Source organism: Paractinoplanes polyasparticus (assembly GCF_019710575.1).
Taxonomy (GTDB): domain Bacteria; phylum Actinomycetota; class Actinomycetes; order Mycobacteriales; family Micromonosporaceae; genus Actinoplanes; species Actinoplanes polyasparticus.
On sequence record NZ_JAHWFK010000020.1, the window covers coordinates 122,732 to 136,924 of the forward strand.

11 protein-coding genes are annotated in these 14,193 nt (G+C 70.9%); 5 read left to right on the top strand and 6 right to left on the bottom strand.

From position 1 onward, the window contains the following. The first annotated feature begins 6 nt into the window (after nt 1-6). Nucleotides 7-1,221, top strand: a complete 1,215-nt coding sequence (locus tag KXC43_RS20880; protein WP_221377776.1) for an RNA polymerase sigma factor — start codon at nt 7-9, stop codon at nt 1,219-1,221. Here the strand turns inward: KXC43_RS20880 and KXC43_RS20885 are convergent. Continuing rightward, nucleotides 1,207-1,983, bottom strand: coding sequence for a DUF5995 family protein (locus tag KXC43_RS20885; RefSeq protein WP_221377777.1), 777 nt, complete (start codon nt 1,981-1,983; stop codon nt 1,207-1,209). The genes KXC43_RS20880 and KXC43_RS20885 overlap by 15 nt on opposite strands. Nucleotides 1,984-2,149: 166 nt before the next feature. Beyond that, complete coding sequence (locus tag KXC43_RS20890; RefSeq protein WP_221377778.1) at nt 2,150-4,951, bottom strand: ATP-binding protein; 2,802 nt, start codon at nt 4,949-4,951, stop codon at nt 2,150-2,152. Nucleotides 4,952-5,139: 188 nt separating this feature from the next. On the opposite strand from KXC43_RS20890, the gene KXC43_RS20895 reads away from it, so the two are divergent. The 3 genes from KXC43_RS20895 to KXC43_RS20905 all read left to right on the top strand — a co-directional run bounded on the left by KXC43_RS20895 (nt 5,140) and on the right by KXC43_RS20905 (nt 10,511). After that, nucleotides 5,140-5,772: an adenylate/guanylate cyclase domain-containing protein gene (locus KXC43_RS20895; protein WP_221377779.1), complete on the top strand. Its 633-nt coding sequence runs from the start codon at nt 5,140-5,142 to the stop codon at nt 5,770-5,772. A 150-nt stretch (nt 5,773-5,922) separates the two neighbouring features. After that, a complete protein-coding gene (locus tag KXC43_RS20900; RefSeq protein WP_221377780.1) occupies nt 5,923-7,974 on the top strand; it encodes a DNA gyrase/topoisomerase IV subunit B in 2,052 nt (683 codons plus the stop codon). A 14-nt stretch (nt 7,975-7,988) separates the two neighbouring features. Further along, nucleotides 7,989-10,511, top strand: coding sequence for a DNA gyrase/topoisomerase IV subunit A (locus KXC43_RS20905; protein ID WP_221377781.1), 2,523 nt, complete (start codon nt 7,989-7,991; stop codon nt 10,509-10,511). Between the two features lie 152 nt (nt 10,512-10,663). On the opposite strand, the gene KXC43_RS20910 is transcribed toward KXC43_RS20905, so the two are convergent. The 4 genes from KXC43_RS20910 to KXC43_RS51060 all read right to left on the bottom strand — a co-directional run bounded on the left by KXC43_RS20910 (nt 10,664) and on the right by KXC43_RS51060 (nt 13,177). After that, nucleotides 10,664-11,419 (bottom strand): hypothetical protein, encoded by a 756-nt coding sequence (locus KXC43_RS20910; RefSeq protein WP_221377782.1) that lies wholly within the window; start codon nt 11,417-11,419, stop codon nt 10,664-10,666. Then, on the bottom strand, nt 11,416-12,081 hold the full coding sequence (locus KXC43_RS20915) for a hypothetical protein (RefSeq protein WP_221377783.1): 666 nt from the start codon (nt 12,079-12,081) through the stop codon (nt 11,416-11,418). Before KXC43_RS20915 ends, KXC43_RS20910 begins: the two co-directional genes overlap by 4 nt. A gap of 100 nt (nt 12,082-12,181) precedes the next feature. Beyond that, nucleotides 12,182-12,544, bottom strand: a complete 363-nt coding sequence (locus KXC43_RS20920; RefSeq protein WP_221377784.1) for a DUF2203 domain-containing protein — start codon at nt 12,542-12,544, stop codon at nt 12,182-12,184. Nucleotides 12,545-12,673: 129 nt separating this feature from the next. Beyond that, on the bottom strand, nt 12,674-13,177 hold the full coding sequence (locus KXC43_RS51060) for a TM2 domain-containing protein (RefSeq protein ID WP_308129176.1): 504 nt from the start codon (nt 13,175-13,177) through the stop codon (nt 12,674-12,676). Nucleotides 13,178-13,223: 46 nt separating this feature from the next. Here KXC43_RS51060 and KXC43_RS20930 point away from each other — a divergent pair, with 46 nt between their 5' ends. After that, nucleotides 13,224-14,084 (top strand): NAD-dependent protein deacetylase, encoded by an 861-nt coding sequence (locus KXC43_RS20930; RefSeq protein ID WP_221377785.1) that lies wholly within the window; start codon nt 13,224-13,226, stop codon nt 14,082-14,084. Nucleotides 14,085-14,193 lie beyond the last annotated feature (109 nt).

Genomic DNA, 14,193 nt, shown 5'->3' on the forward strand with positions numbered 1-14,193 from the left:
CGGAAAGTGAGTGAGCCGCGGGTCTTGGACGGGGTGCTGCGTGAGCTGGCGCCGCAGGTGCTGGGGGCGCTCGTACGCCGGTACGGGCAGTTCGACGCGGCCGAGGATGCTGTGCAGGAAGCGCTGCTCGCGGCCGCGGTGCAGTGGCCCCGCGAGGGCGTCCCGGCCAACCCGCGGTCGTGGCTGATCTCGGTGGCCACCCGGCGGCTGGTCGACGAGTTCCGCAGTGACAGCGCTCGGCGCCGGCGCGAGACGGCCGACGTGCTGGCCGACGCCGGGGGCGACGCGCCCGACCGGGACGACACGCTGGCTCTGCTCTTTCTCTGCGCCCACCCGTCGCTCTCGCCGCCGTCGCAGCTCGCGCTGACCCTGCGGGCGGCCGGCGGTCTCACCACGGGCGAGATCGCGGCGGCGTTCCTGGTGCCGGAGCCGACCATGGCTCAGCGGATCAGCCGGGCCAAGCAAGCCATCCGCAAGAGCGGGGCGGACTTCCCGGCTCCGGCGCCGGGCGCGGAACGGGTCGAGCGGCTCAAGGTCGTACGGCAGGTGCTGTACCTGATCTTCAACGAGGGTTACACGGCGAGCGGCGGGCCGGAGCTGCAGCGGGCCGAGCTGACCGGTGAGGCGATCCGGTTGACGCGGCTGCTGCGCGACCTCGTGCCGGGCGACCACGAGACGGCCGGGCTGCTCGCGTTGATGCTGCTCACCGACGCGCGCCGGGCGGCCCGCACGACGCCCGGGGGCGAGCTGGTGCCGCTCGACCGCCAGGACCGTTCACTGTGGAGCAAGGACCGGATCACCGAGGGGGTCGCGCTGGTGTCGGCGACGCTCGGGCGCGGGCCGATCGGGCCGTACCAGGTGCAGGCCGCGATCGCCGCGCTGCACGACGAGGCCGAGTCCGACGCCCGAACGGACTGGGCGCAGATCCTCGCGCTGTACGAGGTGCTCGAAACCATCTCGCCCGGGCCGGTGGTGACGCTGAACCGGGCCGTCGCCGTCGCTCGCACCCGGGGGCCGCTGGCCGGGCTGGCCCTGATCGGCGAGCTGGCCGGCGACGAGCGGATGGCCGGCAACCACCGCCTGGCCGCGGTGCGGGCCCACCTGCTGGAGCAAGCGGGCTTCGCCGAGCAGGCGCGCGAGGCGTATCTGGCCGCGGCCAAACTCACCACCAGTGGCCCCGAACAGCGCTATCTGACGGCCCGGGCGTCATTGCAGGAATGAGCCGAGCGGCGAGAGCAGCAGCTTGCTGAGGCCGGCGGCCGTCTTGTCGAGGCCGGCGCGCTCGCGGTCGGTGGCCAGCATGTCGTGGCGTACGCCCCACAGCTTCTGCGCGTTCCGCCAGGCCACGTTGCGGGTGTATTCCACGGCCTCGCCCTGCCACCAGTCGTCGAGGCAGCCGTTCATCGTGTCGATCAGCAGCTGCCACTTCTCGAGGTAGCCGCGCCGCAGCCCGGGGATCGCCTCGGCGAAGATGTCGTTGATCTCGAGGTAGTCGTGGTGCTGGTCGCTGTCGTCGACCGGGTCGCTGCCCAGGTGGTCGAACGTGGTGACCAGCGCGAACGGCAGGTCGAAGTTGATGTGCGCGTTGACGCCGGCGCAGGCCGACGGCAGCGGACGGCAGTCCGGTCCCGGGATGCGCTGGAACAGGCAGGCCCACACCTCGGGGCAGCGCGGGCTCGTCCCGGCGCCGGCCCAGGCCCGCAGCGCGTCGAAGTAACGGGCCGCGAACTCCACGTCCAGGCGGGACAGGAAGGCCGGATCCTTGAACTTGCCGGCGTACAACCGCTCCAGCACACCCTCGGTGATCGTCAGGTAGAGCTGGTTGAAGTCGCACAGCGGGTTCTCCCGCCGCAGCGGTGGCACGTGACCCAGGACGTCCTGCAGCGCCTTGAGCTGCTCGACCACGGCGGGGACGTCGTCGGGGTGGCCTTGCAGGAGATCGGTCATCTCCCGTTGCACAGGTCCCCAGACCGACTGGCTCATCGGTTCTCCTCCACGAACATCGGCGGAGGGCCCCCTAGCACCACCCGGCGGCGGTGGCCGCCGGGTGGTGCTCCCCCGTGGCCAAAGACTTCCAAAGCCCGCGTACGTAGGGATCGGTAGATCTACGTATTCGTGGCGCGCGGAAGGCCGGAAGATAACGAAAAGGTCACGCCGCGGTCAGGAAGACCCGGCTCGCCTGCACCCTCGTGCGTACCTGGAGCTTGTCGAAGATGTGCCCGACGTGGACACCGACCGTGCGCTCGCTGATGAACAACCGCTCGCCGATCTCGCGGTTGGTCAGCCCCTCGGCCAGCGCCGACAGCACCTCACGCTCGCGGGTGGTGAGCACGCTCAGCTCGTCCTTGGTGTCCGTCTCGATCAGCGGCACGGTGGGGATGTCATCGGCGAGCGCCACCTTGTAGCGCTGAGCGACCCCGACGATCTCGGCCGCGAACGGGCGCGCCCCCATCGCGATCGCCGTGGCGTACGCCTCCCGCAGCGCCCCGATCGCCGCCGCCTTCCGCGTGCGGCGCTGCAGGGCTGCCTCAGCCTGCCGCAGCCGCGAATACGCCGCCGGGTACGGCTGCCGCCGCTTGTCCCAGGTGGCGGCGGCCTTGGCCCACGGCGCCGGGTCCTGCCGGCCCTCGATGCGGCTCAGCTCGGCGGCGCACAGGTCGAGGTAGCCGTCGATCACCCCGCGTACGGGCAGGGCCGCATTGCCGACCCCGGCCGCCATCCGCTCGGCCGCCACCTTGAGCCGGCGCAGCGCCCCGGCGTCGACCGGCTGGCCGGCCGCGAACGCCTCGGCCTCGGCCCGCAGGCCGTGCCAGGCCAGCACGCCGATGAGCACCAGGTCGTCGGAGCGGGTCTCGGTGAGCCCGCGCTGCACCGCCGCCCGCGCGGTCGGGTGCTCGCCCTGCCACATGGCCAGCCCGGCCCGCAGCGTGAGCATCGGCAGCACGTGCCGCGCCCCGCCCCCGGCCAGCAGCGTGGCCACGGCGTCGAGGTCGCGGTGGGCCGCGTCGATGTCGCCGAAGCCGACCCAGAGCCGGCAGCGGGCCAGCAGCAGTTCGACCGCGTCGGCGCCGGACGGCCGGTGCCGCATGGCGTCGGCCAGCACCGCGTCGGCCTCGCTCCACTGCCCGACCCGGAACAGGCCGTTGGCGGCGATGGCGAGCAGCCGAGTCTGGTAGGTGCGGCCCGCGCCCAGCGCGGCCAGCCTCTCGGCGCCGCGGCGGGCCACGAGCACGCCCTCTTCGATGTTGTTGAGCGGGCCGGTCAGCAGCTCGGCCAGGTGCAGGTAGGCGACGCCCAGCTCGTCGGGGTGTCCGCTGCGCTCGGCGATGTCGACGGCGTTGCGGATCACGGCCAGCCCGGCGTCGGGGTCCTCGCGGAACGCGGCGCTGAAGCCGAGCGCGGCACTGGCCCGTACGAGATCGGCCGTCGATCCGTTGACCTCGGCCATCTCGAGCGCGTCGACGGCGCGTGCGTTGGCGTCGGCGTAACGACCCAGATGCAGCAGCAGTTCGGCCAGGTAGGCCGCGGCGGAGGCCCGCTGGCGGGGGGAGCAGTCGGAAGCCTCGAGAGCCCGCTCGTATTCCGCCTCGGCGGTGGCCGTGCGCCCGGCGGCGGCCAGGTAGCGCGCCCGTCGCAGGTGCAGGTCGCACTGGCTGGGCGCGTCGGGCCGCCGGGACAGGTCGTCGAGGCGGGACAGGGCCCGCAGGTGCTCGCCGCACTGGTGAGCCGACTCGGCCGCGTGGGCCAGCAGCTCGGTGCGCTCGGGCGCGTCGTCTGTGGTCAGCTCGAGCGCTGACGACCAGTAGCGGTGGGCCTCGGTGAAGCCGTACAGCTTCTCGGCCGACCGGGCCGAGGCGATCACCGAGGGCAGCGCGCGGCCCGGCTCGCCGGCCTTCTGCCAGTGATGGGCCAGGCGGGCGTGATCGGGCGTGCCGCCCGCCTCCGCCAGCGCCTCGGCGAAGCGCCGGTGCAGAACCGTGGCCTCGGCCGGCAGCACCTCGCCGGCCAGCACCTCGGCCACCAGGCGGTGGCGCAGCCGGTAGCCGTCGTCGGCGCTGGCCACGAACCGGTGGGCGACCGCGGCCCGGACCGCCTCGATCAGCTCAGCCTCGGGCAGCGGCACTACCCGGGCCAGCACGTCGTGGCCGACCGGCTCGACCCCGGCCGCGATCGCGTGGACCACCGAGTGGGCGTTCGGAGGCAGCTCGTCGACCCGGGACAGGAAGATCTCGCGCAGCGTGTCGGACAGCTCGACCCGGCCGTCGCGCAGGTCACGGGCCAGCTCCTCGGCCACGAAGGGGTTGCCGCCGCTGCGCTTGTAGACCTGGTCGGCGTCCTCGCTCTCGACCCGGCCGCCGGTGATCGCGGTGACCAGCTCGACGGTCTGGTCACGGTCGAGCGGAGCGAGCTCGACCACCCGGACCGACCGCAGGCGCCGCAGCTCGGCCAGCACCTTGCGCAGCGGGTGGGCGCCCTGCAGCGCCTCGGCCCGGACCGCCGCCAGCACGGCTATCTTGACGTCGCCCAGGCCGGCCAGCAGATAGAGCAGCAGCTGGCGGGTGCTGCGGTCGGCCCACTGCAGGTCGTCGAGCACCAGCAGCAGACGGCGCTCGCCGGCCACCGCCCGCAGGTCTTGCGAGACCCGGTCGAGCAGGGCGCCCGCGGATCCGGCGGGCTGAACATTGTGGTCGAACTGCCGCAAGGCCTGAAGAACGGGATGCAACGGCGAGGCGTCGCCGATGTCGAGGCAGGTGCCGGACAGCACGGCGAAACCCGCGTCACGCATGGACAGGACGGTCTCGCGGAGCAGTCGGCTCTTGCCCACTCCGCTCTCCCCGGTGACGAACACCGCGGAGGTGCCACCCGATCCCGCGTTGCGCAGGTCGGACCTGATCTGAGCCAACGTGCCGGTGCGTCCGACAAGTGGCCCGTCGTCCCCCTCGCCGGCCATGAAGGTCACCCTAATGCCCAGCGACCCGACACGTTCTCGGCGGTTCGGTCGGTTCTCGGTCACATGAGTGACCGGACCGCGACAAGGTCAACACACTGTCGGAGATACGTCGTTCTGCAGATCCGCTACGCGACTGCGGCTGGCACCGTACTCCCGGGGCAAGCAGTGACCTGGGGGAGCGTGAAGACATGACCGCAATCGCTATGGCGGAGCAGGAGCGGCGTCAGACCGTCACCGTCCTCTTCATCGACATCGTGGGCTTCACCTCACTGGTCGACGACTTGGACTGCGCGGACGTCCGCGCGTTGCAGCGCGACTACTTCGGCATCGTGTCCGACGTGGTCCGCGCGGGCGGCGGAGTGGTGGAGAAGTACGTCGGGGACGCGGTGATGGCGGTGTTCGGCACCGGCCCGGGCGGCTTCGGCGCGGAGGCCGCCGCTGCGGCGGTGCGGGTGGGCCTGTCGGTCCAGGAGGCGTTGAGGGGGCGTCTCCTGGCCGGCCGGTTCGCCGTCCGGACCCGGGTCGGGCTCGCGACCGGCGACGTCATCGTCGACCTGGACGCGACGCGCGAGTTCGGGCACGGCATGATCAGCGGCAGTGTGGTGGTCACGGCCGCGCGCCTGCAGGCGTACGCGCCGCACGACACCGTGGTGGTCTGCGCCGGGACGCGGGCGGTCACCGACCAGTTGGTCGCGTATCAGGAGCTTCCGCCCGTACGGGTGTCGGGCAAGCCGCGGCCGCTCGACCTCTGGCGAGCGCTGGGCCCGCAGTACGCCCGCACGGCGACGCGCCACCTGTGGGCGGTGCCGGCCGCGGCGTGACGCGTGTTGTAGGTCACCAACCGTTTCTTTTGTCCGAATTATCTGTTCACAGGTGGGCCCTCCCGGCTCGGTTGACCAGAAGTGTCGGGGGGTCCCGGTAGGCTCGCCGCGAATTGACCACCACCTTGGGCTGATCGGGAGTGCCACCTCGTGACCGCGGAGATCCTGTACGGGGCTGATGACCTCACGCACCTGGAGGGGCTGGACGCCGTCCGGAAACGCCCGGGCATGTACATCGGCTCCACCGACAGCCGGGGCATCAACCACCTCGCCAACGAGATCATCGACAACTGCACCGACGAGGGCGTCGGCGGTCACGCCACCAAGGTGGCCGTCATCCTGCACGCCGACGGCTCGCTGCAGGTCGACGACGACGGGCGCGGCATCCCGACCGCGATCAACACCAAGTCCGGCCTCAACGGCGTCGAGCTCGTGCTCACCCGCCTGCACGCCGGCGGCAAGTTCGGCGGCTCGGGCTACAAGACGTCCGGCGGCCTGCACGGCGTCGGCGCCTCCGCGGTCAACGCGCTCTCGCTGCGCTTCGACGTCACCGTCAAGCGCGAGGGCAAGGTCCACGAGATCTCGTTCCAGCGCGGCGTGCCCGGCTCCTTCGACGGTCCCGGCCCGCAGGCCCGTTTTCATCCCGAGTCCGGGCTGCGCGTCGTCCGCAAGATGAAGCGCGGCGAGCCCACCGGCACGTCCATCCGCTACTGGTACGACGCGCGGTACTTCGAGACGGGCGCCCGGCTCGACGTCGACGCCGTCCGCGCCAAGCTGCGCAACACGGCGTTCCTCGTCCCCGGCGTGATGTACACGCTGCGCGACGAGACGGCCGAGGAGACGACGAACGAGACCTTCCACTTCCCGCACGGGCTCACCGACATGGTCGAGTTCCTGACCCACGCGGGCGACAAGCCGGTCTCCGGCCTGCTGCAGGTCAACGGCGAGGGCACGTACAAGGAAAACGCGGCCGACGCCAACGGCGTGATGCAGTCCAACGTCGAGCGCCGGGCCGAGGTCGAGATCGCCTTCCGGTGGGGCACCGGCTACGAGCGCACGATCGAGTGCTTCACCAACACGATCCGCAACACGCACGGCGGCACCCACCGCAAGGGCTTCGAGCGAGCCCTCGTACGAGCGCTGACCGAGGCCATCCGCAACACGCGCGGCCTGCTCAAGCCCAAGGAAGACCCGCCCGTCCTCGACGACCTGCTCGAGGGCATGACCGCGGTCATCCACGTGCGCATCCCCGAGCCGCAGTTCACCTCCCAGACCAAGGACGAGCTGTCCACGGCCGGCATCACCCGCGTGCTCCAGGGCCTGGTCGAGGCGCACATCAAGGAATGGATCGACGGTCGCAGGACCAAGGCCGAGGCCCGCACCGTCCTGCAGAAGGTGGTCGACGCCGCCCGCGTCCGCCTCACCCAGAAGCAACAGAAGGACGCGGCCCGCCGCAAGACCGCCCTCGAGGGCGCCTCGATGCCGCCCAAGCTGGTCGACTGCCGCGCCACCGGCATCTCCCGTTCCGAGCTCTACATCGTCGAGGGCGACAGCGCCCTCGGCACCGCGCGCATGGCCCGCAGCTCGGAATACCAGGCGCTGCTGCCCATCCGCGGCAAGATCCTCAACGTCCAGAAGGCGTCGCTCCAGCAGGTGCTCGACAACGCCGAGTGCTCGGCCATCGTGCAGGTGCTGGGAGCCGGCTCGGGCCGCACGTTCGAGCTGAGCTCCATGCGCTACGGCCGCGTCATGATCATGGCGGACGCCGACGTCGACGGCTCCCACATCCGCACGCTGCTGATCACCCTGTTCGCCAAGTACATGCGCCCGGTGATCGAGCAGGGCCGGCTCTTCGCGGCCATGCCGCCGCTGCACAAGGTGGTCACCAAGGGCCGCAACTCGCAGACCATCTTCACCTACACCCAGCAGGAGATGGACGCGACGGTCAGCCGCATCGAGCGCGAGGGCGGCGCGGTCAACAAGCCGGTCAGCCGATTCAAGGGCCTAGGCGAGATGGACGCCGACGAACTGTGGGACACCACGATGAACCCGGCCACCCGCACCGTCCGGCGCATCACGCTCGACGACGCCGAACGCGCCGAGGCCACCCTCGAGCTGCTGATGGGCGAGCGTGTCGAACCGCGCAAGAACTGGCTGATCGAGGCGGCGGGCCGCATCGACCAAGAGACGATCGACGCCTGAGGGGCCGAAGCTAGATGGCACGCCGTAAGAACACCGACAACCGCGTCGACCTGTCCGCTTTCGACCAGGCCGGCGCCCACGTCATCGACAACCCGCTGACCACCGAGGTCGAGGACTCCTATCTCGAGTACGCCTACTCGGTCATCCACTCGCGCGCCCTCCCCGACGCCCGCGACGGCCTGAAGCCGGTGCACCGTCGCATCCTCTGGTCGATGTCGGAGCAGAACCACCGCCCCGATCGCCCCTATGTGAAGAGTGCCCGAGTTGTCGGCGATGTGATGGGTAAATACCATCCGCACGGGGATGTCGCGATTTACGACGCTCTTGTGCGGCTCGCCCAGGACTTCTCGCTCAACGCCCCACTCATCGACGGGCATGGAAATTTTGGGAGCCCGGACGACGGACCGGCGGCAGCGAGATACACCGAGGCGCGCATGTCGCGTGAGGCGATGTTGCTGGTCGGCGAACTGGGGGAGGGGACGGTCGACTTCAAGTCGACCTATGACGGGTCCGATCTCGAACCCAAGGTGCTGCCCGCCGCCTTCCCCAATCTGCTGGTGAACGGCACGTCGGGCATTGCGGTCGGCATGGCCACCAACATGATTCCGCACAACCTCGGTGAGGTGGTGGCGGCGGCGCAGCATCTGATCAAGAATCCGGATGCGAGTCTCGACAAGTTGATGCGCTTCGTTCCCGGGCCTGACTTGCCGACCGGTGGGCAGTTGCTCGGGCTCGACGAGGTTCGGCGGGCCTACGAGACCGGGCGTGGTGTGGTGCGCATGCGGGCCAAGGCGCAGACCGGGTTGCTCGAAGGGGGGCGCGGGCGGCAGGCCATCACCGTCACCGAACTTCCGTACGGGGTGGGCACCGAGAAGATCATCGAGGCGATCACCGATGAGGTGAAGGGCAAGCTCATCGTCTCCGGGCCCAAGCGGGGGCAGCGGCAGGCGGCCCGGCTGGTAGGCATCGCCGACGTGAAGGACCTCACCGACCGTGAGCACGGCACCCGGCTGGTCATCGAGTGCAAGGTGGGCGTCAACCCGCAGGCCCTGCTGGCCGACCTCTACCGGCTGACCCCGCTCGAGTCGTCGTTCGGCATCAACAACCTGGTGCTGGTCAACGGTCAGCCGCAGACGCTCGGGCTCAAGGCGTTGCTCGAGGTCTTCGTCCAGCACCGCTACGACGTGGTCACCCGGCGCACCGAGTTCCGCCGCACCAAGCGACAGGACCGGCTGCACCTGGTCGACGGCCTGCTCATCGCGCTGATCGACATCGACCGGGTGGTGGCGATCATCCGGGGCAGCGACGACGCGGCGTCGGCCAAGGCCGCGCTCATGCAGGAATTCAGCCTCAGCGATATTCAGGCCACGTACATTCTCGACACTCCGTTGCGGCGGCTCACCCGCTTCGACCGCATCGAGCTCGAGACCGAGCAGGAGCGGCTGCGGAGCGAGATCGCGGAGCTCAGCCACATCCTCGACAACTTCGACGTGCTTCAGCAGCTTGTCTCCGACGAGCTGGCCGCGGTGGCGTCCGAGTTCGGCGGGCAGCGGCGCACCACGTTGATCGACGGCGACCTGAAAGAGGTGCTGGCCGCGTCCGCGCCGGCCGGGCCGCTCGAGGTGGCCGACGACCCGTGTCAGGTCATCCTCTCGGCGACCGGGCTCATCGCCCGGACGGCGGCCGAGAGCGAGGAGGCCACGGAGGCCCGGCGCCGGTCCGGGCGGGTCAAGCACGATGCCGTACGCGCCGTGGTGCACTCGACCGCGCGGGGCCGCATTCTGCTGGTCACCAACCGGGGCCGCGCGTTCAAGACCGACGTGCTCCCGCTGCCGGTGCTGCCCGAGCAGTCGGGCACGGTGTCGATCCGCGGCGGCATGTCCGCGTCCGAGCTGGTCCCGCTGGAAAAGGGCGAGAAGGTGGTCGGTCTGGCCCCGTTGGCCGCGGCCGGCTCGCCGGGCCTCGCGATGGGCACCCGGCAGGGCGTGATCAAGGTGTGCGCCCCCGAGTGGCCGGTGCGCTCCGACGAGTTCGAGGTGATCACGCTCAAGGAGGGCGACGAGGTTCTGCAGGCCACGTGGCTGACCGACGGGTCCGAGGCGCTGGTCTTCGTGACCTCCGACGCGGCGTTGCTGCGCTTCCCGGCCAAGAACGTGCGGCCGCAGGGCCTCAAGGGCGGCGGCATGGCCGGCGTCAACCTGTCGGCCGGGGCCGAGGCGATCTCGTTCAACGCGGTCGCCACGGCCGACCACGACCACGGCGAGCCGATGGTGGTGACCTCGACCGGCACCCAGGTCAAAGTCAGCCCGTTCGCGTCCTACCCGGCCAAGGGCCGGGCGACCGGCGGCGTCCGCGTGCAGCGATTCCTCAAGGGCGAGACCCGGCTGACGGTGGCCTGGGTCGGTCCGCGGCCGGTCGGTTCCAGCAACACCGGTGACCCGATCGACCTGCCCGACCCGGACGCCCGCCGCGACGGCTCGGGCGAGGCCGTCCTGATGGGCCCGCAGATCGTCGGCCACCTGATCGACCGCGGCTGAGTTCAGCAATACAAGTTCATGATCGTCGTTCAAGCCGAGCCCGCCACTCCACTGGGGGAGCCCCCGCTGGCCATTGTCGCGAAGTTGAGCATGATCGTGGGGGCTTGGCCGCGGTGCGCTGTGGATAACTCGGCACTGTGGAAAACGGTTGGCTATCTCGGCTCGGCGTGAGCGGCGTCCGGGCCGAGGTCCAGCAGCTGGACGGCCCGTAGCGCGCGCCGCACGGCTTGGTCGGCCATGTCGGGGTCGAGCCAGGCGTCGCGCGGCTCGATCGTGAAGAGTTCGTTGTTGCGAACGGCCCATGGGCCGATCTCGCCGGCCAGGTAAGCCTCGAGCAACGCGGGCTGTTCCAGGCGGGGCGAGTCGCCCACCGGCTCGAAGGTGTGCCGCAGGGTCATCGGCGGCTGCGTCTGGGGTAGGCGCACGATGACGAAGGCACCTTTTCCCCTGTGCTGTGAGGCTGTCCCGTCGAAGTCGGTGTTCTTCCAGCTCAGCTCGCCGAAGGTCACCGGCAGCCCGTCGATCTCGCGCTGCCAGGCCCGGCGGACCTTGATCCGGCCGCCCGCCTGTGGTTGCCAGGCCCGGCGGACCTTGATCCGGCCGCCCGTCTGTGGTTGCCAGGCCCGGCGGATCTTGGTCCGGCTGGCTGCGTGTGGTTGCCAGGGCCAGGGGCGCTCGTCCGGATCGACTTCCGTCCACCCGCCCCGGACAGCCCACCGGCGGAGGTGACGCCGGAACAGTAATCGGGCCAGGAAGAAGCCGGCCGGAGCGACCGTGACGATCACGGCGAAGGCGATGGGGCCCGACCAGTCGTCGCGCCCCCGGTTGAGCGCGCGGCCCAGCAGCAGCGCCACGACGAGCACGCCGAGCCACAACGGTGACCACCAGCGTCTGCGGATCAGCATCATGCGGCCACCTGGGGCCGGTCGGGGCCGACGTCGAGCAGCCGGACGACGAGCAGGGCCCGTTGTATGGCGCGGTAGGCCGAGCCGGGGTCGAGAGCCTCGTCGCGGGCCTCGACGGTGAACAGCTCGGTGTCGCGCACCGTGAACGGTGGGATCTCCATGATGCGGAACGCGTGACGGAGGGCCGGCTGCTCGAGCCGGGGCGAGTCGCCGATGAACTTGTACGGCAACCGGGCAGCCATCGGCGGCTGCGTCTGGGGCAGGCCCACCACGACAAAACTGCCCTTGCCGTCGCGGTCGACCACGGCGCCGCTGAAGGCCCCGCCCGACCACTGGACCTCACCGAAGGTCACCGGCAGCCCTTCGATGTCACCGCTCCAGGCGTACCTGACCCGGCTGCTTCCTTGCAGTTGGAGGTTCTGCCAGGGCCAGGCCAGGGCGGCCGGGCCGACCGGGAAACATCCCATCGCGGTGGCCCAGCGTGACATCGCGCGCAGGGACCGCGCGCGGAATACGGAGCGGATCGAATACGCGAGGAATCCGAGGGCGAGCACAACGGTGCATTCCGCGACCGCGTCGAGCAGGGTGAGGCTGCCCACGGCCAGCAACGCGGCGACGGCGCCCGTCCACCCGGCGCTGACCCAGGCCCTCACTTCGACGCTCATCGAGGTCAGGGTAGGTGGCGGGAGCCAGCCGGCGGAAGAAGATCCAGACGTCTGCTTCGTAGCCGGTCGGGCCGCGGCGAGGCCCCGCTGGCAAGCAGACCTACGGCAGCGGACGGCGTCCGGCGAAACCCAGATCGGAGCGGTGGTACCAGCCGAGGTCGGTCTCGCCCTCGAGCCAGCAGAGATCGGCGTCTACCCCGTCCACCTCGCCCGGGAAGTCGACGAGCAGCGGCGCCAGGCTCTTGAGCACCGCGCCGGTCTGCTGCACCTCGGTCATCAGGTCGTCGAGGCGCGCGGTGGTCGCCTTCCACTCCGGCATCCCGCCCAGCGGTGTCGAGGGACCGCCGGCCCCGATCACGGCGCCGAGCTCGGCCGCGTCCGCTCGCAGAGCAACGATCTCTTCCAGTACGGGCCGCAACCGCTTCAGTTCGTCCCGCGCCTCACCCAGCGTGAACAACCCCATGCCACTGAGAGTGCCAGCGGGGCAGGCGTCGATCAAGTAGCAGCCGCGGCGATGTGGCCGCGCAAGTGGTCTGCGGTCCGGGGTCGATCAAGCCGTGGCGCGGCGATGTGGCCGCCAGAGCGGGCTGGGTCAGGCGTCGATCAAGCCGTGGCGGGCCATGATCGCGGCGCGGCGGGCGCGGTTGACCGCCCGCACCCGGCGGGCCACGAAGAACACGTCGAGCAGCGACCACACGCCGAGGCCGCCCAGCGTGAAGAGCATGGCGATCGACCGGCCGGTGTCGCCCAGGTAGAACCGGTGACCGCCGATGAGGCCGACCACGCACCACAGGGCGTAGGCAACCCGGGCGTCCTTGCGCACGGAGGCGAACTCCGCCTCGGCCCGCAACACGCGCAACCGGTCCCACTCCGGCAGTCCGGCAGCGCCGTGGGGAACGGCGGCGGAGGAGGCGACGGGCAAGCAGGCAGCGTCGTGCGAGGCGGCGGCGGACCAGGTGGCGGGCAAGCCGGCAGCGTCGTGCGGGGCGGCGGCGGGCCAGGTGGCGGGCAGTCCGGCCGCAGTGGGCTGGGCGGCGGCCGAGGCGGCGCCGGGCGGGCCGCTGGGGGAGTGGGGAACGGCTCCGGGCAGGCTCACCGGCGTAACGATAGCCGCGGCGGGTCCGGCGAGGGACGATTGTCGCGTGGACTTACAGGTTGTGGAGCAGGTGGCCGAGCTCGGGGCGTGGATCTCCGAGGGCGGCGTGGTGATTCTGAGTGGCGCGGGGCTCTCCACCGACTCCGGCATTCCGGACTATCGCGGCCCGTCGGGGTCGGCCCGGCGCAGCACGCCCATGACCTACCAGGCCTTCACGCGCGACCCGATCGCCCGCCGCCGCTACTGGGCGCGGTCCCACCTGGGCTGGCGCACGATCGGCGAGGCCTTCCCGAACGACGGTCATCGCGCGGTCGCCGCGTTGCAGGGCTGCGGCGTGGTCGATGGCATCATCACGCAGAACGTCGACGGCCTGCACCAGGCGGCCGGCGCGAGCGGCGTCGTCGAGCTGCACGGCAACCTGGCCCGCATCGTCTGCCTGGACTGCGGCGATCTGACGGCCCGTGTCGCCCTCGCCGCACGCCTCGACGAGGCCAACCCGGCGTTCGACGCCGCGGCCGTGGCCATCAACGCCGACGGCGACGCCGAGCTCGACGACACCGATCTCGACCGATTCACGGTTGTCGACTGCCTGAGCTGCGGCGGCATGCTGAAGCCGGACGTCGTCTACTTCGGCGAGACGGTGCCGCCGGAGCGGGTGTCGCGCAGCTTCGCGCTCGTCGGCAACGCCCGTACGCTGCTGGTTCTCGGTTCTTCGCTGACCGTGATGTCGGGCCGCCGGTTTGTGCTGCGCGCGGTCAAGGAAGGCATCCGGGTCGCGATCGTCAACCGCGGGGTCACGCGCGGCGAGCCGTACGCGGGTCTCCACATCGATGCCCCATTGGGCATTGTTCTGCCGCACCTGGCCGGCGAGGTGGCCGGCGAGATGTCCGCACCGGTCCGCATTTGACCGCCGTGTAACCGGGTGCCTGCCCCCGTGTTATCGCACTGAAACTTAAATAATTCAGAGGCCCCGTTGACGTGACGGGCTTCACTGGCGTTAACTGCCGAAACCGCTT